At 57.0% G+C, this 22,153-nt stretch carries 22 protein-coding genes and 2 pseudogenes; 8 read left to right on the forward strand and 16 right to left on the reverse strand.

Going from position 1 to position 22,153, the window contains the following annotated elements; all coding sequences use genetic code 11:
* Positions 1–40: 40 nt before the first annotated feature.
* Together ACQZ63_RS26090 and ACQZ63_RS26095 are read right to left on the reverse strand one after the other, a co-directional pair.
* Entirely contained in the window at positions 41–631 is a 591-nt protein-coding gene (locus ACQZ63_RS26090; protein WP_003519161.1) for a TetR/AcrR family transcriptional regulator, read from the reverse strand.
* A gap of 55 nt (positions 632–686) precedes the next feature.
* Positions 687–1,514 carry an oxidoreductase gene (locus ACQZ63_RS26095; RefSeq protein WP_127966515.1) on the reverse strand — a complete coding sequence of 276 codons (828 nt, stop codon included), beginning with the start codon at positions 1,512–1,514 and terminating at the stop codon, positions 687–689.
* Between the two features lie 93 nt (positions 1,515–1,607).
* Between ACQZ63_RS26095 and ACQZ63_RS26100 the strand changes: the two genes are divergently transcribed.
* On the forward strand, positions 1,608–2,519 hold the full coding sequence (locus ACQZ63_RS26100; RefSeq protein ID WP_173998368.1) for an AraC family transcriptional regulator: 912 nt from the start codon (positions 1,608–1,610) through the stop codon (positions 2,517–2,519).
* 51 nt (positions 2,520–2,570) lie between these two features.
* Here the strand turns inward: ACQZ63_RS26100 and ACQZ63_RS26105 are convergent, their stop codons facing one another.
* From ACQZ63_RS26105 to ACQZ63_RS26125, 5 genes are all read right to left on the reverse strand, one after another.
* Entirely contained in the window at positions 2,571–3,260 is a 690-nt protein-coding gene (locus tag ACQZ63_RS26105; RefSeq protein WP_112153591.1) for an aspartate/glutamate racemase family protein, read from the reverse strand.
* 266 nt (positions 3,261–3,526) lie between these two features.
* Complete coding sequence (locus ACQZ63_RS26110) at positions 3,527–4,282, reverse strand: SDR family oxidoreductase (protein ID WP_173998366.1); 756 nt, start codon at positions 4,280–4,282, stop codon at positions 3,527–3,529.
* Between the two features lie 88 nt (positions 4,283–4,370).
* Positions 4,371–5,789 (reverse strand): MFS transporter, encoded by a 1,419-nt coding sequence (locus tag ACQZ63_RS26115; protein ID WP_173998364.1) that lies wholly within the window; start codon positions 5,787–5,789, stop codon positions 4,371–4,373.
* An 80-nt stretch (positions 5,790–5,869) separates the two neighbouring features.
* Complete coding sequence (locus ACQZ63_RS26120; protein ID WP_448799448.1) at positions 5,870–6,553, reverse strand: TetR/AcrR family transcriptional regulator; 684 nt, start codon at positions 6,551–6,553, stop codon at positions 5,870–5,872.
* A 9-nt stretch (positions 6,554–6,562) separates the two neighbouring features.
* Positions 6,563–6,943, reverse strand: a complete 381-nt coding sequence (locus ACQZ63_RS26125; RefSeq protein ID WP_065689099.1) for a winged helix-turn-helix transcriptional regulator — start codon at positions 6,941–6,943, stop codon at positions 6,563–6,565.
* Positions 6,944–6,989: 46 nt separating this feature from the next.
* Here ACQZ63_RS26125 and ACQZ63_RS26130 point away from each other — a divergent pair, with 46 nt between their 5' ends.
* The gene (locus ACQZ63_RS26130; protein ID WP_065689098.1) at positions 6,990–7,799 is read left to right on the forward strand and encodes an SDR family NAD(P)-dependent oxidoreductase; all 810 of its coding nucleotides are present in this window, start codon (positions 6,990–6,992) and stop codon (positions 7,797–7,799) included.
* Between the two features lie 45 nt (positions 7,800–7,844).
* On the opposite strand, the gene ACQZ63_RS26135 is transcribed toward ACQZ63_RS26130, so the two are convergent.
* Positions 7,845–8,831 (reverse strand): alpha/beta hydrolase, encoded by a 987-nt coding sequence (locus tag ACQZ63_RS26135; protein WP_065689097.1) that lies wholly within the window; start codon positions 8,829–8,831, stop codon positions 7,845–7,847.
* 250 nt (positions 8,832–9,081) lie between these two features.
* Here ACQZ63_RS26135 and ACQZ63_RS26140 point away from each other — a divergent pair, with 250 nt between their 5' ends.
* Positions 9,082–9,990, forward strand: coding sequence for a nucleotidyltransferase and HEPN domain-containing protein (locus ACQZ63_RS26140; protein ID WP_065689096.1), 909 nt, complete (start codon positions 9,082–9,084; stop codon positions 9,988–9,990).
* Between the two features lie 461 nt (positions 9,991–10,451).
* On the opposite strand, the gene ACQZ63_RS26145 is transcribed toward ACQZ63_RS26140, so the two are convergent.
* The 3 genes from ACQZ63_RS26145 to ACQZ63_RS26155 all read right to left on the reverse strand — a co-directional run bounded on the left by ACQZ63_RS26145 (position 10,452) and on the right by ACQZ63_RS26155 (position 12,950).
* Entirely contained in the window at positions 10,452–10,703 is a 252-nt protein-coding gene (locus ACQZ63_RS26145; RefSeq protein ID WP_173998362.1) for an antitoxin, read from the reverse strand.
* Between the two features lie 506 nt (positions 10,704–11,209).
* Complete coding sequence (locus ACQZ63_RS26150; protein ID WP_065689093.1) at positions 11,210–12,154, reverse strand: alpha/beta hydrolase family protein; 945 nt, start codon at positions 12,152–12,154, stop codon at positions 11,210–11,212.
* 37 nt (positions 12,155–12,191) lie between these two features.
* A complete protein-coding gene (locus ACQZ63_RS26155) occupies positions 12,192–12,950 on the reverse strand; it encodes an SDR family oxidoreductase (RefSeq protein WP_080850543.1) in 759 nt (252 codons plus the stop codon).
* 98 nt (positions 12,951–13,048) lie between these two features.
* Between ACQZ63_RS26155 and ACQZ63_RS26160 the strand changes: the two genes are divergently transcribed.
* Entirely contained in the window at positions 13,049–13,948 is a 900-nt protein-coding gene (locus ACQZ63_RS26160; RefSeq protein WP_173998360.1) for an AraC family transcriptional regulator, read from the forward strand.
* A gap of 336 nt (positions 13,949–14,284) precedes the next feature.
* Here ACQZ63_RS26160 and ACQZ63_RS26165 read toward each other — a convergent pair whose 3' ends face one another.
* Positions 14,285–15,241 (reverse strand): MBL fold metallo-hydrolase, encoded by a 957-nt coding sequence (locus ACQZ63_RS26165; RefSeq protein ID WP_173998359.1) that lies wholly within the window; start codon positions 15,239–15,241, stop codon positions 14,285–14,287.
* Between the two features lie 93 nt (positions 15,242–15,334).
* On the opposite strand from ACQZ63_RS26165, the gene ACQZ63_RS26170 reads away from it, so the two are divergent.
* Positions 15,335–16,288 carry a LysR family transcriptional regulator gene (locus ACQZ63_RS26170; RefSeq protein WP_065689089.1) on the forward strand — a complete coding sequence of 318 codons (954 nt, stop codon included), beginning with the start codon at positions 15,335–15,337 and terminating at the stop codon, positions 16,286–16,288.
* Between the two features lie 464 nt (positions 16,289–16,752).
* Here ACQZ63_RS26170 and ACQZ63_RS26175 read toward each other — a convergent pair.
* The 4 genes and pseudogenes from ACQZ63_RS26175 to ACQZ63_RS26190 form a co-directional block, all read right to left on the reverse strand.
* Positions 16,753–18,509 (reverse strand): annotated as a pseudogene (locus ACQZ63_RS26175) (thiamine pyrophosphate-binding protein).
* 130 nt (positions 18,510–18,639) lie between these two features.
* Complete coding sequence (locus ACQZ63_RS26180) at positions 18,640–18,819, reverse strand: hypothetical protein (protein WP_173998357.1); 180 nt, start codon at positions 18,817–18,819, stop codon at positions 18,640–18,642.
* Positions 18,820–19,040: 221 nt separating this feature from the next.
* Positions 19,041–20,006, reverse strand: a pseudogene (locus ACQZ63_RS26185) (Y-family DNA polymerase); the annotation flags it as partial.
* A 186-nt stretch (positions 20,007–20,192) separates the two neighbouring features.
* Positions 20,193–20,546 (reverse strand): DUF982 domain-containing protein, encoded by a 354-nt coding sequence (locus ACQZ63_RS26190; RefSeq protein WP_173998355.1) that lies wholly within the window; start codon positions 20,544–20,546, stop codon positions 20,193–20,195.
* 379 nt (positions 20,547–20,925) lie between these two features.
* On the opposite strand from ACQZ63_RS26190, the gene ACQZ63_RS26195 reads away from it, so the two are divergent.
* From ACQZ63_RS26195 to ACQZ63_RS26205, 3 genes are read left to right on the forward strand one after another with little or no spacing between them, the layout of a single operon-like run.
* Positions 20,926–21,099: a hypothetical protein gene (locus ACQZ63_RS26195; protein ID WP_173998353.1), complete on the forward strand. Its 174-nt coding sequence runs from the start codon at positions 20,926–20,928 to the stop codon at positions 21,097–21,099.
* Complete coding sequence (locus ACQZ63_RS26200; protein ID WP_173998351.1) at positions 21,096–21,296, forward strand: hypothetical protein; 201 nt, start codon at positions 21,096–21,098, stop codon at positions 21,294–21,296. The genes ACQZ63_RS26195 and ACQZ63_RS26200 overlap by 4 nt, the downstream gene beginning before the upstream one ends.
* Positions 21,297–21,326: 30 nt before the next feature.
* A complete protein-coding gene (locus tag ACQZ63_RS26205; RefSeq protein WP_173998349.1) occupies positions 21,327–21,818 on the forward strand; it encodes a DUF4142 domain-containing protein in 492 nt (163 codons plus the stop codon).
* Positions 21,819–22,153 lie beyond the last annotated feature (335 nt).

Below are 22,153 nucleotides of genomic sequence, written 5' to 3' on the forward strand. Positions count from 1 at the left end.
CGACGGACGCGATTGACCCGAGTAGCCTTGCCACGCAGGATTAGTGAGAAACCGTCGGCGTGAGACGATTGAGGGCAGGTTCGAGTATCATTGAGAACACTTCCGGCTTCCCATTGGCTCTCGCCGAAAGCATTGCCCCGTAGACGGTTGCCAGAAATGTTTCGGCTTCGACATGCGGCGCACTGGTAAGACTCAGTTCGCCCTGCTTGGAACCTCGCTCCATGACCGAAGCCAGCCACGAGGAGATGAAGCGAAAAAAGTTCGTAACCTCGGTTGCGACTTCCGTGGGGAGGGATGGCAGTTCACTGGCAAGCATAGCACAGACACAGTAGGGTCTGCTGGCATCCTCAATGCATGCAGCCCAGTGGTTTGCATAAGCCTTGAGGATGTCCAGAGCATTCGGAACCTTCTGCTCAAGGACTGCCACGCTTGCCTGGCCATCCTCCCGATAACGCTTGACCAGCTCACGCACCAGATCGACCTTGCTGGGAAAATGATGATGAATGCTTGCTTTGCGGATACCGACAATCTCCGAGATATCGGCGTAGCTGAAGCCATTGTAGCCGCCGCTTATCAGAAGGTGTCGGGTGGACGCCAGAATGTCGTCCGAGGTGGTCGAAAGATTGCTCATGCAGCTTGTCTACCTTCTAGTAGGCAGATCGTCAACAGCAAATTTTGGGTTCGCGTTAGCCGTCTGTGGAGACAGTCACGCCCATCCAAGCTTCGATTTCCTGGGTCAGGCGTTCGATCCGCGCCGTTACATGTTTGAGCGCATCGCTGCCAAGGAGAAGTTGCGGCGGGGGATTGTCAGATTCGATGAGGGTCAGCACCGCGTCGGCGAGCTTTTGCGGATTTCCGAGCTGCTTGCCGCTCACTGCCTGACGCGCCTCGCGGATCGGATCAAACAGGGTATCATAGTCAGGAATGGAACGCTCTGTGCGGACCATGGAACGGCCTGCCCAGTCCGTCCGAAACGAGCCGGGGCAAAGGGTTGTTACGTGTACACCGAACGGCGCCATTTCCGAACGCATGACCTCTGAAATACCCTGCAACGCGAACTTGCTGCCGCAGTAATAGGCGATGCCGGGCATGGTGATCATGCCGCCCATCGACGTGACGTTGACGATAAAGCCGCTTCGGCGCTCACGGAACCTTGGCAGAAACGCCTTGGCGACTGCAACGGCGCCAAACACGTTCACGTCGAACTGGCGGCGCATCTCCTCGATCGGCGATTCCTCAAGCACACCCTCGTGCCCATATCCGGCATTGTTGATCAGCGCATCGACTGGGCCATGCTCTTCCTCCGCTTGCTGCACCGCGACCGGAATACGATCAAAATCGGTGACGTCGCAGAGGACCGGGCGCAGTTCCGGGAGGGTCTTTGCCAGCGCTTCGCGCGAGGCTTCGGAGCGGATGGTCCCGATGACGGTATGACCGGCTTCGATTGCGGCAGTGGCGATCGCCAATCCAAAGCCCGAGTTCGCCCCTGTTATGAAAAACGTTTTGCTCGACATTTCTGAAACTCCTTGATTACCCGTTGATGTGACAGATAGTCTGGAGACAACGCGGGTTCGATTGCGGATCCTTTTAGAGTTTTGCCAATTCCTATGAACTGTAAAACGCCGCCCTCTACACATGACCAGTCTGCCGCCTTGGCCGGACAACTCGCTCCTCGTCTTGGCTACAACCAGACCGGGCTCGGTTGTATCCGTATCCTACGCACGGAAGCAGTGCTGAATGACATTCCGGTTCTTTATAAGCCGGGTGCCGTGTTCGTATTGCAGGGGAGCAAACACGGCATTCTGGACGGGGAAATCTACCTCTACGACGAAGACCACTATCTTGCCGTTTCGGTGCCCGTTCCCTTCCGGATGACATCTACAGCCAGTGCACGGCGGCCATTGCTCGCGGTCTATTTAGAGTTCGATATGCAGATGGCGGCCGAGATCGCCACGCAGCTCGAAAAACTCGCCGGTCCTGCAAGCGTCAAGCCAAAAGGGCTCTTCTCGAGCAGGATGGATAGCAGTATCGAAGACGTCCTGCTGCGCTTGCTGACGGTGCTTGGCAGTCCGGTTGAGGTCGCTGTCCTTGGACACTCCATCCTGCGTGAGCTGCATTACCGGGTCATGTCAGGGCCGCAAGGCGGCGCAGTGATCGCCGCCCTGCAGCGGAAAGGGACGTCGGGAAAACTGGTCGAGAGCCTGGCATGGCTGCGCAAAAACTACGGCTCTGAAATCACCGTCGCGGACCTTGCCAGAGCGGTGGGCATGAGCGTTCCTTCCTACCATGTCCATTTCAAGGAACTGACAGGCTCAAGTCCGATGCAATATGTGAAGGCGATGCGGCTCCATGAAGCGAGACTGATGATCGCCCGCCAGACTGGAACAATTGCAGAGGTGGCGGCGTCAGTGGGCTATGTCAGCCCGGCGCAATTCAGCCGCGACTTCAGACGGCATTTCGGGCGTACCGCATCGGAAGAAGCGAAGTGGGTCCGGCATCACCTGGGCGAACAGGTTTGACCATTGCCCCTCATCGTTCTCACAATCGATCGACCGTCAGAACACAACATGTCATTGTACAGCAGCTTGAAGGGCGGCTTTGCAATGAATGAGGGTCGTGTCGAAGACGGGAACGCCTACGTTATCCTGGTTTAACAGCATACCCACCTCGGTACAGCCAAGGATAAGACAGTCGCAGCCTTTGTCGACCAGACGCTGCGCAATCCTTTCATAGGTCAAGCGGCTCTCCTCGCGAACGATGTCGCGGCACAGCTCTTCATAGATAATACGATGGGTTTCAGCTCGATCATCAGCTTCAGGGATCGTTGGCGACAGCCCCTGAGCGATGAGGCGGTCGGTGTAGAAGGTCTGCTCCATGGTGAAGGCGGTTGCCATCAAACCCGGTCTCCGGAAACCGCGGTCGAGGATAGCGGTTGCAGTTGCGTCCGCGATGTGCACGAAGGGAATAGACACCCCGCCCACGATCTTGTCCGCCACCTTGTGCATGGTGTTTGTCGCAAGGATGAGGAGGTCGGCGCCGCCGCGCTGCAGCGCGATAGCATGTTCATTGAGGATTCGGCCCGCGGCGTCCCAATCGGAGGATGCCTGCAACTTTTCGATTTCGTCGAAGTCGACAGACCGTATGAGAAGCTCGGGAGAATGAAGTCCTCCCAGGCTCTCGCGGGTAAGCCTGCAGAGTTCTCGGTAATAAATCTGGGTTGACGTCGCGGACATTCCGCCAAGTATGCCGATGGTCTTCAAATGTTTCTCCATGTTCATACGTTAGGTCTGTTACCGCTCAACGGGCGCTTGCGCAGAAACCAGGCCACCCATATTTGCTACCTTGGTACGATTGCAACTCAGGAAAACCACCAACGGAGTGGAGAAATTCCTGGATGATGGCCGCAGCCCGCTTCGCCAAAATCACGCGTACAGTGCAGCGGAGGGAACTCCGCAGCCCGTGGGCGCCCAAATTCCGCGTTATCACCTGCAGGACAGAGCGGCGAGGCACCGCCTCGTATCAATGCTCAGGCACTGATGCCGCCATCGACGAGAATGCCTGAGCCGGTGATGTAGGCTGCACCGGGCCCCGCAAGAAAGGCGACGGCCTCAGCGACTTCTCTGGTTTTACCATATCGAGCAATCGACAGGTTTGGCAGAATAGCGGCTGCAAGCGCGCCATCGGCAGGGTTCATGTCAGTATCAATCGGACCTGGTCGGACCAGATTGACGGTAATTTCCCGAGAGCCCAGCTCACGTGCGAGACCGCGCGTGAAGCTTTCCAGCGCAGACTTGGTCGCGGCATAGACCGCGATCCCCGCGAACGGCACAGCCAGACCCGCATTGCTGCCGGTACTGATGATGCGACCTCCGTTGGGGATGTATTTCAGCGCAGCCTGGGTGATCAGAAAGACGCCGCGAACATTGACGTTCAGCTGAAGATCAATCTCCTCAAGTGGCTGCGTGGAGAAATCACTTGCGAAAAGGACACCGGCATTATTGACCAGAATATCAAGGCCGCCGAGCTCAGCGACAGTTTGTGCGACGGTAGCCATGGCGGCGGATGTGCTCGCGGCATCGGCATGGATGGCGATCGCATTTCGACCCATGGCGCGGATCTTGGCAACGAGAGCTTCCGCTTTCTCGACCGACTTCTCATAGGTGATCGCAACGTCGGCACCATCCTCGGCCAGTTTTAGCGCAATTGCCGCACCGATACCGCGTGCCGCACCGGTGACCAGCGCGCGCTTGCCGGAAAGAGGTAATGTGGAGATGTTGTTCATGGAGAGTACCTCTGAATGTCTCTGTTTTGCTCGGGAGTTTCACGCCGTTTCAGCGCGATCGGCTGGTAATGCGCTGCTATCGCGCCGCTCATCGACGCAACGGTTGGGGCGATGTCAGGCTGACGGAAAGCCATCCCGCGATGAGAAGACAAATGGCAATTGCAACGGCTGCAACGCTGTATGCTCGGCCAATGGATTGAACGTCTGTGGCCGACCCCAAGATCGAGAAGAACAATCCGCCAACGATTGCGGCTGCCAACGCACCGCCAATCTGAAACATCGAATTGACCAGACCAGAGGCCAATCCTGACTGCGTCCGGTCCACCCTTTGCACGATGCTCTTCACCAGGTTTGGAAGGGCGATCCCCTGCCCCGCTCCGATAAGAAAAAGCGCAGCAAAAAGGAATTGCGGAAGGCCATTCGAAATCAAGGCCGCCGTTCCAAACAACCCTGCAGCTTGCAGCACCATGCCGGCGCCGGCGGAAAATCTTCCGAAGACGCGGAGGATGCGCTCACTTGCAAAAGGACCAAGGACGAAGCCGACGGCCGCAGGAAGGATCGCCAGCCCGGCCTCGAAAGGCGTCAGACCAAGGCCACCCTGCTGATAGACCGAGAATATCAGCCAGAAGGCCGCAAGCGCGTAGAAGAACAATGCAGCCAGCAGCCCGCGCATTAGTCCACGGTTTTGCAGCAGGCTAGGTGCAAGAATCGGATCTCTCCCCGCCGACTCCAGGTGTTTCTCATGCCGCCAGAACAGGAGGAAAAACGGGAGGGACGTGGCAAGCATCAGGATTAGCCAGATCGGCCACCCCTGCTCCCGCCCCTCGATCAGCGGCGCAATCAGCGCAGATAGCGCAATCGCGATCAACAATGCTCCGCCAAGATCCAGTTTGCTTGGGCGCTCAGATCGGGTTTCCCGCAACATGATGAAGGCCGACGGCGCAGCGACCGCGACAACCGGCAGATTGATGAGGAAGATGGCTCTCCATCCAAGTCCAAGGATATCAAGCGCAATCAACGCACCACCGAGAAACAGACCAACCATCGATGCAACCCCGAATGTCAGGGCATAAAAGCTGAGGGCTTTTGATTTTTCGTGGTCTGGGAAAATCGCATTGATGGAAGCCAAGGCTTGCGGTGCCATGATTGCCGCTGCAAACCCCTGAAGGATACGGCCAGCGACCAACGCGGCCTGAGACCAGGCAAAACCGCATAAGGCAGATGCGGCTGCAAACCCGACCATTCCAGCCAGAAAGACATTTCGTCGACCATAGAGATCTCCAAGCCTGCCCCCAGTGATCAGCATCACAGCATAGGTGGTGGCGTAACCGGAGATAATCAGCTGCATCGTTGACGCAGAGGCCCTGAAATCCTCCCGGATCGAGGGCAGCGCCACATTGACGATGAAGAAGTCGAGCGGTGGCAAAAAGGCGCCGGTCAAAAGGATGACCAGTGCTATCCATCGACGTGGATCGAGTTTGTCATCGGGATTGCTGGTGTCTCTCATAAGTCTCTCCACATCGACCAAAAAATCGATCGACGGTTTGCAATGTTAAGTATTTGGAACTATTTGGTTCCAAATTTGGGTCAGCCAAGTGCCTTCAGCGCCAGTTCGACCATGGCCCTCGTCTCAGCGCGATCCGCTCCTGCTTTGGCAAGGACCCGCATGCCCTGAATCTGACACACGAGGAACCTGGCAAGCGTTCGTTCATCCAGCTCGGGATCGATTTCGCCCAAGGCCTGCGCTCTTATTATCGCCGCCGCATAAAGATCTTGCAGCCGCCTGAACAGCCGGGAAATACGTGGTGCGACCTCTTTATCCTTTGGGAGCATCTCGACAGCTGCAAAGACGACAAAGCATCCACGCAAACCGTCCTGTCCCGATGCTTGATCCACCTGTTGAGAAAAAGCGTCTCGAATTGCGGCTTTGGGCGACGGATTGGAATGCAGCGTTTCACCGACCGAGCGAACGGCTTCCTCGATGTAAGCGTCGAGGGCACGCAGATAGACGCCTCGCTTGTCGACGAAAGCCTTATAAAAGCTGCCTCTGGAAAGCTCCATGCCCTCAAGCAGGTCGGGAAGTGATGCATCGTGATATCCACGATCCCAAAATACCTGCATTGCTTTTCGAACTGCTTCATCGAGTTCAAATTCTCGAGGGCGACCAACGGACGCGGATATTTGAGTGCGCTTGACCATGGAGTCAATATGGAACCATTCAGTCCATAATACAAGCGATATTTTCGGAATGTTGCGCCAAGCGTTCGGCACCCAAGTTAGTTATCGACGCCGTTCGACAGGATAATCCCGAGAGAATTCCCTGACCGCCATCAAAATCGGCATAAGCCCGTGGCCTGCTGAACTCAGCGAGTATTCGACTCGAGGAGGCTGCTCTTGAAAGTCGTGTCGGATTATGAGGCCGTCATTTTCCAGTTCCCTGAGATGTTGCGTTAGCATCTTCTGGGATATGCCAGGTATGTCTCTCATGAACTGCGATGCCCGCAATGATGGTTCGGCGAACAATCGGAAAAGGATCGGCAGTTTCCAACGTCCTGTGATCATCCGAAGCACCCTGCTCACATGAGAGACAGATCCGTCGGCTCCGAGGCATGTCGCCCTGTCCTCGACAGGCACTTTAAAGTGCGTAATTGCCTGTTTCATCAACGAACCTCATATCTGCAGGAGACGATAACACGGATGAAATATCATGGACTTACAACTCCAAAACAAGGTTGCACTGGTCACGGGAAGCAGTAAGGGGATTGGCGAGGGCGTGGCCAGAGGCCTCGCAAAGGAAGGGGCAACCGTTCTTGTCCACGGTCGCGACAGAATGAAAACAGAGGAGGTCGCCCATGATATCATATCCTCTGGAGGTCATGCTTTCGCGGTATTCGGCGATCTGACAGTGCCGGATCAGGTTGATCGTCTGGTTCGTGATTCAAAGGCTGCAGCAGGCTCGATCGACATCCTGGTCAACAATGCCGGCGGATCTGCCCCGGCGGAGGATTGGACCTCGACAAACTCTGAAACGTGGGCCGCTGTCTATGACAGGAATGTGCTCGCATCTGTGAGGATCATCTCGCTCGTTCTGCCCGCAATGAAAGCGTCGCGGTGGGGTCGGATCATAAACATCTCAAGCCTGGCGGCCCTGATGCCGCCTGCAAGTCGACCGGACTACTCTGCCGCCAAAGCAGCCATGATCGCGATGACGGCGTCGCTCGCAAAAGACGTTGCTGCACACGGCATCACCGCAAACACCGTTTCGCCTGGAACGGTGCATAGCATCAGTTTGGATACCGCATTCCGTAAGAAGGCCATTGAGAAGGGGATGGCCATTGACGCCCCCTGGAATGACATAGAGAGAGAAATCCTGCCAATGTTTGCTCAGGTGCCCCTTGGAAGGGTCGGAACCCTCGAGGAGATTGCGGATGCGATTGCGTTTCTCTCGAGCCCCCGTGCCGGCTATATCACAGGAGCAAACCTCCGACTTGACGGAGGAATGTGGCCAGGGATGTAGCAGGTCAACAGAGGGGCTGCGCCAAACCTGTGTGGGTTTCCCGCCTCAGTTCCAGTTTGCCATGACGAACCGGTGGATCTCCGCTTCGAGTTCCTGGTCTTCCGGTGTCCCACCCATGAAGCCACCATGGGGCATCGCTTCAAAGACGTGCAATTCTGTTTCCACGCCAGCTTTTCGCAAGGCTCGATGCATCCTCACCGTGTTCGATAGGAACAGGTCACGCGTGCCGGTCTGCAGGAATGTCGGCGGAAGGCCCGCCAAATCGCCGAAGAGCGGTGATAGATAGGGATTGGAAAGATCAGCACCACCGGCGTAGAGCAGGTTGTTTGATCTGAGCGGGCGCGGCAGAACGAGATCAATCATCTGGTTTGTTTGGAAACTGTCGCCCGATTCGGTGAGGTCAACCTGTGGCGAGAGCAAGACTAATCTGCCGGGCATTGGCATGCCTTCATCTCTCGCCCGCAGCAGCATGGCGGTCGCCAGATTGCCGCCTGCCGATCGACCCAAGATGACCACCTTGTCGGAGGAATGACCAGTCAAGACATGGCGATACGTGGCCAAGCAGTCATCAAGAGCGGCCGGATATGGATGCTCAGGCGGCATCCGGTAGTCGACGCCGTAGCATCGAACGACATGCTGGTGCGCCTGTCGACGCGCACTGACGCGGCAGGCCTCACCGCCTCCGAACACCAATGCGCCGCCATGCAGATCGATCAGTGCGCCACGAGCATCAAATTGTCCGTGCGGCGTCGCGACATGGATCGTTGCTTGTTCGACTACAATTGTCTCGACTGTGGACTGCAAACTCCCGGCAAGATCTTTTGCCGCGGCGGCGTAATGCGCATCTACTACGGCTTTTTTATTCATCCAGCCGGAAAAGTCCTCCGGAGAGGGCATTTCATACTGCGCATTGATGGGACTGCCGTCCTTGTCGACCAGGCGCGACAGTGACGCTTGCGCTTCGACGCTGATGGACTGTGGGGGGTGAATTGTCCGTGAAGGGATGGCTGCGCTGCCTGTAAAATCGCTCATTTCTTGCTCTGTCATTGGTGGAATATCGACATGTCTGTGTTTCGGCATGGAATATTGACGGTTCTGGCGGGGCGGGATGTGGACGAGACTTGGACCACCAGGAGGTAGTTCATGTATTCTTATTCCGACAGACCTCGATCCTAAACCGAAAAATGGCGTCCTAGCCCCTCAACCCCTACAACAATGTGGAGTAGCAATCGCCACCCGATCACGGCTAGAATATCCGTTCAGAAGAATCGATGGTGAGGCTATGAAAACGGATATCGGACATCTTCCGCAGACAAAGCAGCGCGAACTGGGAAGGGTGGTCCGGATCATCCACGAAGAGTTCGCCGGCATTGTCGAGCGCTCGAAGTCCGAGGCCAAGAAAGACGGGCAGATTTTCAAAATCATTCTGTTCGGCTCCTACGCCCGTGGCACTTGGGTGGATGAGCCGCACACGTCAAAGGGCTATCGATCGGATTTCGATATTCTCGTCATCGTTAGCAACAAGGAACTGGCCGATCCGAAATACTGGGACAAGGCAACCGACCGGCTGATGTGGGACAAGGAGATCGAGACACCCGTTGGTCTCATCGTGCATGGAGCACGCGAGATCAGCAATTTTCTGCATGATGGCCAAGCCTTCTTCGTCGATCTCGCCCGTGAAGGTGTCGTGCTCTATGAATTCGACGACCGGCCGTTGGCTGAAGCGAAACCGCTCAGCCCTGCCGATGCACTCAGGGTGGCGGAGGAGCATTTCCGCAGGCATTTTCCTGATGCTCAAACCTTCATCAGGTTGGCTGGGTTTGCCCTTAAGGATAACAATGCCAACATCGCGGCCTTCCAACTTCATCAGGCGGTCGAGACGGCCTACAACTGCTTTCTCCTGACAGTGACAAACTATTCACCTGCGTCACACAACCTCAAATTCCTCCGAGGCCTTTCAGAGGATCGTGATCAGCGGCTGGTCGACATCTGGCCACGCGACCATCAGCGTTTTACCGCATGGTACAACGTTCTCAACGAGGCCTACGTCAAAGCGCGCTATTCGAAGCGTTTCGAAATTTCCGAAGAGGCACTCGCCTGGCTTCAGGACCGAACGGCACAACTTCACGCCCTGATCGAGGCGCTCTGCCGCGAGCACATAAACAAACTGCAGCAGGTAGCGAAGTCCTGACGGCGGTGATGCAACGGCTGCCGGGATAGCACAACCGCCTGGTTTTGGCCGGTTTCGCTCTTGAAGGGATCAGAACTGACGACCCATGTTTCGGCCACGCAACAACGACGATTCGTCGGTCTTGGGCTCACATAATCTCGCCTCCGCCCAAACGTCATTCTTTCAGACGATCCACCGAACGCTTCATCAGATCCATTCGTTCGTGAAAAATCGCTACGATAAGGGCGGGCGCATCCTCACGAAGCAGACAAAAGACGTAGTGGTGCTGGCATCGCGCCATACTTAACGCCGGATAAAGCGCACTCATATCCTTGAACGAACCTCTGCCTTCGGCAAGGGTTGCGATACCTCGCTCCAAACCCGAGACTAGCGGCGTACCTGCGCAGCACTCCATTGCGTATATGTGTAGCGGATTACCGAAGGTAGATCTGATTCCGCTTCCGCGGTAAGAATATAGGCAGTCAAGCACGACCCTCGGAAACCTCCTCGTCAAGGATCTCCCCTACAGTTTTGGTCGACAGTCTCCCGGCAAGCCCCTCATTGACGCGCATGTTCATCAACGTCCTCAACTCCCCCCAGATTCGCTCTGCGTCTGCGTCACCGGGGAAGAGGAGCTCAAGCGCATACTGCTTGATTGTCTTGCCTTGCAATGCTGCCAGCGCCTTCAGGCTTTGATGTTGTTGATCCGTTATGTCGATCGTCAATCGGCTCATCTAACGCAGTCCAAATCTAAGAAAACCCACATTAACGCATATGTAGTTTTGTAGCCACCGCTGATGCTTGTCCGATGTCGCTTGGAGGGCTTTGCTATTTCGGAGACTCTGATCCCCCTACCTTCCTCCGCTCAAGCACAATCCCTACCGATCAATGGACGTGTGCGTATTAAGGTCTTGAGCGGAATCGAACCTGCGACCTGCCAATCAGACATAATAGCTAACTGAATTATTGATTGATTTAACGTACGTGGATTGGTAGTGCGGCGTAATCGCCTGTCATGGAAATACTCAATGCGCGGCGGCGGTGGGACCATGAACAGCGCGGATCTGGAAGAGCGACCAGATCAACAGGTACGGGCGAGTAGCCCCACCCGCGTGCCCGCGACGTAAGCCGCGAGGGTCGCCTGCGTTGAAGCGGTCGCCACCAATATCGCGAGCGATCTCGGTAAAAGCGGGCATAACAAGATCAGTCCCGACGATGCCTGAGACAATCGCCCCCAGGTCTAGATCTGCTTCTCTCTGACCGCCGCAAGCGTTGCGACCTCACCCTTAAGTGCGAGGCAAGCTCTCGGCCAAGCGCCCTTGTCCGCGCCGAGCGCGGTCTGAAGCCAGGCGAGCGTAAGACGTCGGGTCGCTTCCAGCACGTCTGGTGCTTCAGTGTCTGTTTCCTTTGCGTCGAGAGCTGCAATGCCGCCAAGACCATGCCCGACCCCGTGCATCATCAGCATTTCTTTAGCGCCCGGTGCATCGTGGAATGCATCTGCATGCCACTCAGGACCGCGGGTTGTAAAATGCGGATTGTCCATATCACCGCAAACGACGAGGCTGCGTGTCGATAGCGTCGAGAAATCGACGTCGAAAAACGGAAACCGGGCAGCACTCTCAGGCGTCATGTCCTTGCCGCCGCGGCCCGGTGTCGTCAGGAGAACGCCGGCCGAGATTCTTGGATCGGAAAAATCCTCACCATCCACCTGCGCGCCGAGCAGGAGCCCAACGGTGTGGCCGCCAAAGGAATGACCGACCGCGCCGATGCGTGAATGATCCATCCGGCCAGCAACGGCTGGCGCCTCCCGTTCAATTTCGGTCAACTGGTCAAGGATCGCCTTCATCTCATTGACACGCTCGCGCCAGAAGAATGGCGTGCCGGATGAATTTGACGGCAGGCCACCGACGCGAGAACTCGCATGCGTCGGCTGGATCACCACGAACCCTCTCTCGGCCCAAAACTGGACAAGAGGAGCGTAACCGTCCTTTGACGGAATGTAGTTGGATGGGCCGTAGCCATGCGACAGCAGCACGATCGGAAGCTTGGCCCCCGTAGCGGGGGCGGTCAGACGCAGTTCCAATGGCTGGCGGCCGTGCATCGAAAGACGGATCGGCGTGTAGGCTACGGTGAGAGCGGCCTCAGGTGTCGGAATATGCATCGCGAGATTGATCAGATTATTCATGGGTCTGGACCTTCAAAGGTTGATTTGGGTGATGATGTTAGGCGAGCGAATGACCGGCTTCGCGATATGAGGTTTCCGCGTCCGCTCCGGCCGGGATCTTCATTGGCGCATCGCTCTCTGTCACAGACCTCCAGACAGCCTCTGCGACCTCATCCGGCGTCGTGACTTCAGTCCCGGATCTCAACTTCGTCAGGTAGTCTTGGACGAATGCTTGGTAAGGCTCGGGGATTTCCATGCCCATGCGCGAGACAGCATTCTTGCCGAAGCCGGTCGTCGGTGCAGAGCCAGGTAGGACGAGTTTAGCGCGGATGCCGAACAGCGCCGCCTCGAGCGCGAGGCTCTCCGTGAAGGCATTGAGCGCTGCCTTGCTGGCGCGGTAAACCGAAAGCGCGGGCAACGGCCTTATCGTGACGGCCGAGCTGACGTTAACGATGACGCCTGAGCGACGGGATCGCATCTGCGGAAGGACAGCTTTTGACATCGCCATCGCACCGAAGACGTTTGTCTCGAACAGTTCGCGGATATTCGACATCTCCGTGCCTTCAAGCACATTGAGCATGCCGACCCCGGCATTGTTGACCAGAGCATTGATCGTGCCGGCGGTTTCGACCGCCTCAGCAATGCTGTCCGCGCTGGTGACATCCAGCTGCAGGATTTCGAGCCTGTCGTTCGAAGGAAGAAGGTCGCTTCGAGGCGTGCGCATGGTTGCGACGACGTCCCACCCGGTGTTCAAGAATTTGCGTGCGATGGCGAGGCCGAAACCGGACGAGCAACCGGTGATGAGGATCTTTGGCATGTTCCGTCTCCTGACATTTAACAAAGCTGAAGATGGACCTGATCAACCGGACCTTCTATATGCTCATGTCCGAGATTGTTTAGCAGAAGTCCGAATTGATGACCGATCCGGTTGCCGAAGTTGTTTCCTTGTTGAAGCCGAGCCCGTCGATATCAAAGCTGGTGACGGGCGGCGGTCGGTGGCTCGTTGAGCGTACGGAGGTCGGAAGCCCCTTCTACTGCGCCGTGGTCGAGGGCCGTTGCCTGATGACGATTGCCGGTCGTGAGCCAATGGTGCTCACTGAGGGTGACTTCGTCCTGGTCCCAAAGATCTTCTCATTCACGATGAGCAGCATGGAGCCGCCACCACGCGGCGCACTTCCCCAACGTCTGGAAACCAGCCCCGGTATCTTTCGCCTGGGCGACCCGGAAACGTCGGCGGAGATCAAGGCACTGGTCGGGCATTGCACTTTCGGCTCGGATGACAAAGCCCTTCTCGTATCTCTGCTGCCGGAAGTCATCCATGTTCATGGTGAAGAGCGACTGATCGCTCTCGTCCGAATGATCAACGAGGAGACGAGGGCTGATCGTGCCGCGCGCGAAATGGTCCTCCACCGATTGCTCGATGTGTTGTTAATCGACGCGTTACGATCGGCAGCAAGCGCCAAAGCGCCGCCGGGTCTCCTGCGTGGCATGGCCGATCCGCTGCTGGCGCCGACCTTGCGCCGGATACACGCAGATCCGGGTCGTAGCGTGACGGTGGAGACGCTTGCTCAGGAGGCTACCATGTCTCGCTCGACCTTCTTCGATCGTTTCCGCAAGGAAGTTGGTGTAGCACCGATGGAATACGCGACGGGATGGCGTATGGCACTGGCAAAGGAGTTCCTCCGCGAGGATATACCCATAGCGGACATTGCCGAGCGCGTCGGCTATGGATCGACCAGCGCTTTCAGCGTCGCCTTCAATCGGCATGTGGGAATGCCGCCCGGCGTCTATTCGCGGGCAGTTGGTGCGGCTTAACGCTTCCGAACCTTACCCGCCGATATAGGCGGCCAGCGGCCCTGTGGCGATTGGGCCGTCAAAGGTTAACAAAGCTTGAAGGCAGGCCCCGCTTTGGGGTCATGCTGACTTCACTGAAAGTTTGCAACAGGCACGACACACCCCTAGCACTCGTGGCGACAACGGGCTGGGTGCGTCTTGCCGAGCACCCATAGATTTTTCTAATTTCCGGTCCGCTCGACCCGGACCAGTAGCGAATTGGTTCCGGCCGACCGACCTGTAGGAAACGACCTTTGTCGCTGCGGAAGACGGGGCTATCTCGAGCCCAGTCTTCCCATCGCTCAATCGGGGGGAATCCTAGGAGTAGTTGACCGGGAGCCAGTCATAATTGGTGCTATCTGTACGCACGTGGCCGATTCCGGGGAACGCAATATGTGCGCCTGCCACAAGGTATTTGCCTTCCACAGCCTGCCTGAAGGCGACGTCGCGGGCAGCAACGGCGGCCTTCTGTTCGATATCGAATTCTATGGCGATGCCGGGCTCATCGAATTGCAGGATATCGCCATGGGTGATGTCGCCCCAGAAAACGATCTTCTGGCCTTCGCTTTCCAGCGTGATGGCGCTGTGACCCGGCGTATGTCCCGCATAAAGAATCGAGCCCAGACCCGGGACGGGTGCTTGGTTATCTCCGAAGGTTTCAAATTTTCCAGCTCGCACGTAAGGCGTCACGCACTGGTCTGCCTCGCCAAAATGCTGCTTGACGATGCCGGTCGCCGCTTTGGCGTTTTCCGGGCTCAGCCAGAATTTCGCCTCCCGCTCATTGACCCGTAATGTGGCGTTAGGGAAAGTGCGTTTGCCTTCGCTCATCAACCCACCGGAATGATCGGTATGAATATGGGTGAGGATGACATCGTCAATGTCACCTACCTTGTATCCGGAAGTCTCGATGTTGGACACGAGCTTGCCGAGCGATGGGCCCAAATAGGTACCGGTGCCTGCGTCGATCAGCACCAGTCTTTCGCCGGTGTTGACCAGGAATGCGTTGACGGAAGTTGGTACGATTTCCGGCAGAAAAGCATCATTCAGAGCGTCCTGCGCGTGTTCTTCGCTAGTGTTGGTGTAGAGCTTGGCGAGCGGCAGGGCAACTGTGCCGTCCAACAGGGCTGTGACCTCTACGGAGCCGATCTTCAGCCGGTAGAAACCCGGTGCCTGAACAGCGGCAAAAGGCGCCTTGGCGAAGACGATTGATGGCGCGACAAAGGGCGCTGCTAAGCCAGTCAGAGCGCTTTTGAGAATGGAACGACGAGATGGCATGGGTTTGCTCCTTACGTTGTGGTGCGGAACGGCTTGCAAGTTCCTGCCCATCAGCTAAGGATGCGCTAGTCAGCAATCAAATCGATACAACTTATGCAGGTCATCGATCATTTCAATCTTCGTTCCTTCGACCTCAATCTTCTCGTCGCCTTCGATGCGATGATGGAAGAGATGAGTGTAACGCGTGCAGCACAACGATTGAAAATCCAGCAGCCCGCCATGAGTCATAACATAGCCACCCTGCGCACGCTGTTTCAGGATGAGCTGTTCATCCGTGTCGGGCAGGTGATGAAGCCGACGGCGCGGGCGCTCAATTTGTCTGGCCCGGTGCGGCAGGCTCTGCGACAGGCGCAAGCGGCGATGTTGATGACGGATGCCTTCGATCCGGCAACCGAGCGGCGTACATTCAGGCTGGGGCTGTCCAGCGAGGTGGAACTATTGTTGCTGCCTGACCTGACCGCTCGGTTGCGCGATATCGCGCCGGGCATTCGTATTCTGGCTCGTGGCGGCGATGCACTGGAGATCGAGGCGATGCTGGATTCAGGCGTCGTCGACCTGTCTGTGGGATGCAGCTATCTCCCGGATTCACGGCACCATTGCGAACCGCTTTATCAATCCAGCGTCTTGTGCTGTTTCAATCCGCAATTGCTAACGCTTACCAACCCGGTGAGCATGGATGCCTATTTGGCCGCACAACATGCGGTGATCTCGCAGACCGACAGCCTGCATGGCTGCGTCAAGGATGCTCTGGAGCATGCGGGTGTAGAGCTGGAAGTGGTGGCGGCGGCTCCCGATTTCATGTCGATATTGGCCACGGCGCGTTCGTCTGCGGTGATTGCCACCGTATCTTCGCGCATCGCACTTCGTTATGGGCCGCTGTTGGGACTTGAGGTCAGCCCGGTGCCACTGGCACTTTCTTTTCCGCCCGTGGCAATGGTTTGGCCGCTTCATATGGAAAGCGATCTTGGCTGCGCATGGTTGCGGCAACAAATCCGTCAGGCGATGCTAAGAACAAATGGGAGCAACGCCGCGGATATTACGGCGTGACGGGCGTGGCGATGAGCATGTGTCTGAAGTCCTAACGCCTTGAACGGAATCGAACCGACCACCCTATTGTTAGAGCCATTCTCCGTCTCCAATTTCTCAAATGCATACATCGACATGATCTCGATGGAATGACCGATTTGGGGCCGTCTCCAGACAGTCTGGTTTCGGAGGTCGGCATCGATAAGCTGTCGGTAGGCCAGTATGTCGATCTGTATCGCCCTCTCGTCCAGGCTGTCTTTCAAGCGAGCGGCGGCTTCATTCCGGCGCCATTCTCGTGTGCCGGAAAGCGGCGATCACTGACCCGGAACTGATGGCGCTCTGTTCGGAAATTTCCCGCGGCCAGCGGGTCGAAATCGAGAGAATGAACGCAATCGACGAACGCCTCAGCGCAAGGATGGCAGCGCGCAGAGATGGTTGCTCCACCATGGCTCTGTCGCGTCGGACAGCTGATATGCCACCGGTTATCACGGGTCAGCTTTTGGCAGACCTTTTCCACGCAGCATCGTCCGCAGCGGCTCGCGCGCCATATTCTCTTCTATCTGCCGATGCCCCGGCGTATCGGGCAGCGCCTTCTTGAAGTTCGTCCTATAAGCGTCCGGCATTTTCGGCGGCATCATCGGTTCGTATTTATCGACAATCGACTGGACGATAACAGGGCCATCCTCGGCGAACGCCGCTTCAAGCACCGGTTCTATCTCGTCAAACCCGGAAATCGTAAAACCCTTTCCGCCCATTGCATCGGCCGCCCTGGCAAAGTCTATGGGTGCGAGTTCGCAGGCGAATTGCGGATGGCCGAGGAACATCATCTGCTCCCATGCAATCTGATTCAGCATCCCATTGCAGATAACCAGAATCTTCAGAGGCAACCGATGCCGGACGGCGGTGGAGAATTCGCCGAGTTGCATGGCAAGTCCACCGTCGCCCACAACCGCATATACGTTACGGCCGGAATAGGCCAATCCGGCGGCAATGGCGTAGGGCAAGCCGGATGCCATCGAGGCGAGTGCACCCGAAACGGCAAAGGCGTTGCTGGTTTTCAGGTCGACGTGACGCGCAGCCAGTTCCGTGTTCTGACCGGAATCGGTCACAAGCATTCCGTCTCCATCGATACGCCTGCCGAAGGCACGCACCACTGGCTGCGGTTTCAAGTGTTGATTGCTCCGACGTCAGGGCGGCCATCTGTTCGCGCCAGGTGTGCATCCCTTTCCGCGCGGCTTCCAGAAAACTCCGGTCGCTCTTTTTCTCCAGCAGGGAATTCAACCGGTTCAGTATGTCACCTGCGTCACCCACCAGGCCACACTGCACGGGATGCCGAAGTCCGATGCGCTGCGGGTCAAGATCGATCTGTTTGGATCCAGATAAAATTCGATGTAAGGAAATGTCGACCCCGGGATAAGCAGGGTATCGCAATTTTTCATGATGTCCTGGGAGGCGGCGGTTCCCAGAATGCCAATTCCGCCGGTGGTGAAGGGGTCGTCATCATCCATGACCGCCTTGCCCAGAAGAGCTTTCGCCACCGGCGCGCCAAGCAGTTCGGCGGTTCGCTTCAATCTTTCTCAGCGCCAAGGACACCGCGTCCGGCGAGTATCGCAACCCTGTTGCCACGATTGAGCAAGCATGCTGCCTCGTGGATGAGTTCGTCAGCGGGTTTAGAGCGATACGCGAACCAGTCATTTGGAACATGCCTGGGCAGGTTACGGCGAGACCGTCCTTCCTCGGCTGGCTTTTCCTGCGTGTCGTTTGCTATCGAGAGATGCGCGACGCCACGCCGCGCGATCGCCGTGCGGCAGGCGAGGCTGGCGACATTTTCCATATGCGCAGCATCGCTGACGACGGTGTTATAAATGCTGACATCCTCAAAAACGCGGGTCAGGTTGACGTCCTGCTGCGTGAAAGTTTCGATCAGGTCGTGATATTGCATCCCGGTAATTGCGAGGACAGGAACCTGGTCCAGCTTGGCGTCATAAAGACCGGTCAGAAGATTGGTGCCACCCGGACCCGAAGTGGCAAGACAGACGCCGAGCCTGCCGGTCCATTTGGCATAGGCCGTCGCCATGAAGGCAGCGGATTGCTCGTGTCGGGCCTGGACAAACCTTATCGCATCCTGACGTTTGCGAAGCGCCTCCATGACGCCATTGATGCCGTCTCCCGGAAGGCAGAATATCGTGTCGACCTTCCATTCGATCAAGGTCTCCACCAGAACGTCTGCTGCGGTCGTCATGATCAGTTCCTCAACTCTCGGCGGTCGTTCCAGACTGGCCATCGAAAGCGGTCATGAAACTTCCTGTCCCGTCAGGGAATAAAACAAGGAAATCCCCACGACGCGCGCGGGGATTCCCAGTCTGTCAGCGTTAGGAGTTTTTGTGGCTCTGTTGACCCGCCTTCACATGTTGCTCATGCGTGCCACCGCGGGTCTTGCCATTGTCGTCATTATTGGAGGCCGATGCCGACTGCGAACGCTTGTCGCTGTTCTTGTGGCTCTGCTGGCCGGCCTTCATGTGCTGTTCGTGCGTACCACCTTGATTTGGCATGATATGTCACTCCTCATATGGTGATTTTTCACTTGCGCGCCTTGTGGCCCGCCCTAGACCAACCATGCCGCGCCACGGGAGTTCCGAGATTTAATATTTCGTGAGGAGCTATTTACGGAACGGCCCCGAGCCCGGCTGTGGGGCGCAGGGCCGTCGCAATCGACGTCTGTACACTTGCGTACGTTTACCTTTGGAGGTTTCCCTGTAGTATGCAAGCGTCTTGCGGCCTGAGACACGCGATAGGCTCGCTGGCCGCGGTTTCCATAGATATCGATCAACGGCGTCACATCGGTGATGTCATCCTCGACCAGAGCAGAGACTTTCTGCGCCTCCTCCAATGGCTCTACCACGACGGCGACAAGGGTGAGCTTCTCGATCCCGAAACCCGGCTCGATCTTTTCGGTCCGGTCCCGAAACAGTTTCGTCAGCCGGGCGATATCACGGGCCGGCTTGGCAGTGCCTGCGCGAATGGCTTGTCTGGTACCGTCGACCTTCTCGACGATCAGGTCGGCGCGGCGCACCCCAAGGCCGCGCGTCTCAAGCTCATCGACCAGTCGCACGTCGAGGCGGCCGACATATTTGTTGATCGTTTCGGCAGCGCCAATCGGTTCAGCGAAGGCTTTCGAGACTTCGACCAGCTCAAGCGTCCGGATCGGCTCGATCGGCTCGGCAACACGACAGAGCATCTGGTCGAGACGGCGCCCAACCTCCGGCCCAAAGCGCAACGTCAGCGGCGCGCGCGGGGTATTGGCAAGCTCACCGATCGTCTGAGATCCGAGAATGCGCAGATCGCCGACAATCTTGGACGGCAGGCGCAGGAGCGATATCGGCAGCTTTTTAACCACGATCGTTCCGCGGATGATGGCGCGGGCGCAGGCGTGGGCCGCACCCCAGCTGTCGGCGACCGCCACGCGGGCAGTCAGCTTCCTGCCCAGAAACTGGTTGGCGATCTTTGTCACGATTGGCAGCTCGCCGCCCTGCAGGTGGTCGGCGCCTTCGGTATCCATGACAATGCCATCGATCCCGTCGACGGCAACGATTGGCGAATAGATCGTCAGCGCCCAGAGCGTGATGCGTTCGATGGCTATCCGATCGGCTTCGATATCCGCGTCGACCGTCATCAGACCGCGAAGCAGCGACTGCGCCTTCGCCGCCGGCATGCCGACATGCACGCCTGCCGCTGTCACCGAACCCTTGTGAAAATAAAACTTCCGCGCGCGCGGGAATGTTCATTGGCTCGCAAGGCTAGCCCGGAATGTGTCCTCGCCCATAGCCCTAGGGTGAGACCGCATTCCATCCCCAGGACACCGTGGGGCGCCCGCGTCCCAACTGCGATCACTCCTACAGCGTCCGCCGTTGTCGACCAGAAGCGATTAGCCAGGGTGATTATAATTAGCCCTATCGGATATCCTCGAACCTTCTTTCGAGGACAAATTTTTCCTACCTCCCCTAAAGGATGGTCCGGAAGATAATGCTTCGTCCTTTTGACGCTGCACAATCTGCGCTTCCTGAGCCGCCTGCAAGAACATGTCGCGAGCCCAGTCTGGGCCTTGACGTCCAGCGAGTGCGGCACGGCAAGCGCTCCTTGCACGTACGTAAGCAGGGCCTCTTTTGTCCGGCCATTCGTCCAGCAGGAAAATGAGAGCCTCGAAGGGACCTCGGACGGTTTGTCGCCCACCTTCCGTGCTCAAAATTGTTACCGGACTACTCCATCGGGAAATTGACATCAACGTGTTCCTCCAATTCGCGCCTAACCGTCGGCTGCACTCTCTGTTCCCGCAATCAAACTGAATTATTATATCCTGACCCGATGCTCTGTCGATGATAATGCAACCGAAGGTCTCGCTGCGCGGTCGATCTAATTGTCCCGTTCCTCTTTAGACTTGCGGCACGGCAGATGGTGAAAGCTCCCGACGAAATTCCTGGTCTCGGCGAGGACCGGTAGGCGTTCCTCGACCGCGGCGACCTCACCGTCTGAGCCTTGCTTCAGCGCCTCATCTGACAGGCGATTTTTGTCCCATCTGCTTGCTTTTCAAATTTCCAGGAACATTGGCCCTGGTCTGTGGTTCGTCGTGGCACCAACCTCATGAACTGACAGGAGGCATTATGGCGGATGTATTTTGGCTGGCTGTTGTCGCTGGAGGCCCATTGCTGCTGGGTGCCGTGGTCGTTTATGTCCTGCTGCGTCAGCGCAGGTTATTCGCCAAGGAGCAACAAGAACAAGCTCGCAAGGTTCATAAGCTTTACGACGGAAGTAACCGGAAGCGGAGACAGATATGAAGAACTATAGAAACATATGGCCCTTGGCAGGGGCCGCGGCTGTGGCTCTGGCGATGATCGTGGTCGTCTACTTCGTCAGGACGACTCCGGATACAGCACCGTCAAATTCACCAGACAGGGGGCAGACGGAAGAGCAAGCACCTGCGGGGCCTGCCGACAGGAATGCGCTGCCGGGCAGCCAGAACACGACGCCCTGAACCATAACAGTCATTGAGGGAGAGTTTAACATGAAGCCATTCCATGCCTGCTGCGCCACTCTGTGTCTTTCGATGTTAATGCCCGCTTTCTCGAACGCGCAATCACCCGCAGACTTCACCGCCGAGGCGGCTTCCTTCAATCAGTTTGAAGTGGAGGCGAGCAGGCTGGCGCTAAAAAGTGCGCAGGATGACGCGACAAAAATGTTCGCTAATGACATCATGCGCGACCATGAGAAAGCGCTCGTCGATCTCGCCGATGCTGCTCAAAAGGATGGTACCTCGGTCCCGAAGAACCTGAGCGCCGAACATGCCGAGAAGATGAGAGCTTTAGAAGCCGCTTCACAAAGTGAGTTCGACCAGGCCTACCTCTCGACGCAGGTTTCGGTCCTTGAAGATGCGAAGACGATGTTCGAGGCCTTCATCAAGACCGGAATTGCAGGCTCGTTACGTGCATACGCTGAAAATCAGCGTGGCACCCTGCGGACCTATAATGTGCGTGTTCAGGGCCTGACAAATCCGTGAAAGCGACCGGATCCACTCCAGCTCAACATTCGAATTGAGTCACCATCGGCAATTCAGCGACGAGCTATATTGACCTAGCCTGTCTGCACGCGGCCGGCAACCGTACTTACGTTAAACCGGCCGATCGATGAAGATATTTGATCTAATCCACCCTATGCCACCGCGACAAATCCCGTGACGATTAGACATATGCTCGGCTGAGGGCGTCAATGCGATCAAGCTCATTGGCGATCAATAGTAAGCGCGATTTTCGATGCGCCTAGACGGCCTCTTCAGGCGTAATCGCGCACGGGTTCTAGCGGTACCTAGCTTTATTGGGCATTTGCCCTGGAGAA

The sequence above is a fragment of the Agrobacterium sp. CG160-95 genome (genome assembly GCF_053521725.1).

Excerpts from the sequence above, each read along its gene's own strand:
- ACQZ63_RS26090 (WP_003519161.1), bottom strand. The coding sequence starts at position 631 with ATGAGCAATCTTTCGACCACCTCGGACGACATTCTGGCGTCCACCCGA.
- ACQZ63_RS26095 (WP_127966515.1), bottom strand. The coding sequence starts at position 1,514 with ATGTCGAGCAAAACGTTTTTCATAACAGGGGCGAACTCGGGCTTTGGA.
- ACQZ63_RS26100 (WP_173998368.1), top strand. The coding sequence starts at position 1,608 with ATGAACTGTAAAACGCCGCCCTCTACACATGACCAGTCTGCCGCCTTG.
- ACQZ63_RS26110 (WP_173998366.1), bottom strand. The coding sequence starts at position 4,282 with ATGAACAACATCTCCACATTACCTCTTTCCGGCAAGCGCGCGCTGGTC.
- ACQZ63_RS26115 (WP_173998364.1), bottom strand. The coding sequence starts at position 5,789 with ATGAGAGACACCAGCAATCCCGATGACAAACTCGATCCACGTCGATGG.
- ACQZ63_RS26125 (WP_065689099.1), bottom strand. The coding sequence starts at position 6,943 with ATGAAACAGGCAATTACGCACTTTAAAGTGCCTGTCGAGGACAGGGCG.
- ACQZ63_RS26130 (WP_065689098.1), top strand. The coding sequence starts at position 6,990 with ATGGACTTACAACTCCAAAACAAGGTTGCACTGGTCACGGGAAGCAGT.
- ACQZ63_RS26135 (WP_065689097.1), bottom strand. The coding sequence starts at position 8,831 with ATGAGCGATTTTACAGGCAGCGCAGCCATCCCTTCACGGACAATTCAC.
- ACQZ63_RS26140 (WP_065689096.1), top strand. The coding sequence starts at position 9,082 with ATGAAAACGGATATCGGACATCTTCCGCAGACAAAGCAGCGCGAACTG.
- ACQZ63_RS26145 (WP_173998362.1), bottom strand. The coding sequence starts at position 10,703 with ATGAGCCGATTGACGATCGACATAACGGATCAACAACATCAAAGCCTG.
- ACQZ63_RS26150 (WP_065689093.1), bottom strand. The coding sequence starts at position 12,154 with ATGAATAATCTGATCAATCTCGCGATGCATATTCCGACACCTGAGGCC.
- ACQZ63_RS26155 (WP_080850543.1), bottom strand. The coding sequence starts at position 12,950 with ATGCCAAAGATCCTCATCACCGGTTGCTCGTCCGGTTTCGGCCTCGCC.
- ACQZ63_RS26160 (WP_173998360.1), top strand. The coding sequence starts at position 13,049 with ATGACCGATCCGGTTGCCGAAGTTGTTTCCTTGTTGAAGCCGAGCCCG.
- ACQZ63_RS26165 (WP_173998359.1), bottom strand. The coding sequence starts at position 15,241 with ATGCCATCTCGTCGTTCCATTCTCAAAAGCGCTCTGACTGGCTTAGCA.
- ACQZ63_RS26170 (WP_065689089.1), top strand. The coding sequence starts at position 15,335 with ATGCAGGTCATCGATCATTTCAATCTTCGTTCCTTCGACCTCAATCTT.
- ACQZ63_RS26180 (WP_173998357.1), bottom strand. The coding sequence starts at position 18,819 with ATGCCAAATCAAGGTGGTACGCACGAACAGCACATGAAGGCCGGCCAG.
- ACQZ63_RS26190 (WP_173998355.1), bottom strand. The coding sequence starts at position 20,546 with ATGTCAATTTCCCGATGGAGTAGTCCGGTAACAATTTTGAGCACGGAA.
- ACQZ63_RS26195 (WP_173998353.1), top strand. The coding sequence starts at position 20,926 with ATGGCGGATGTATTTTGGCTGGCTGTTGTCGCTGGAGGCCCATTGCTG.
- ACQZ63_RS26200 (WP_173998351.1), top strand. The coding sequence starts at position 21,096 with ATGAAGAACTATAGAAACATATGGCCCTTGGCAGGGGCCGCGGCTGTG.
- ACQZ63_RS26205 (WP_173998349.1), top strand. The coding sequence starts at position 21,327 with ATGAAGCCATTCCATGCCTGCTGCGCCACTCTGTGTCTTTCGATGTTA.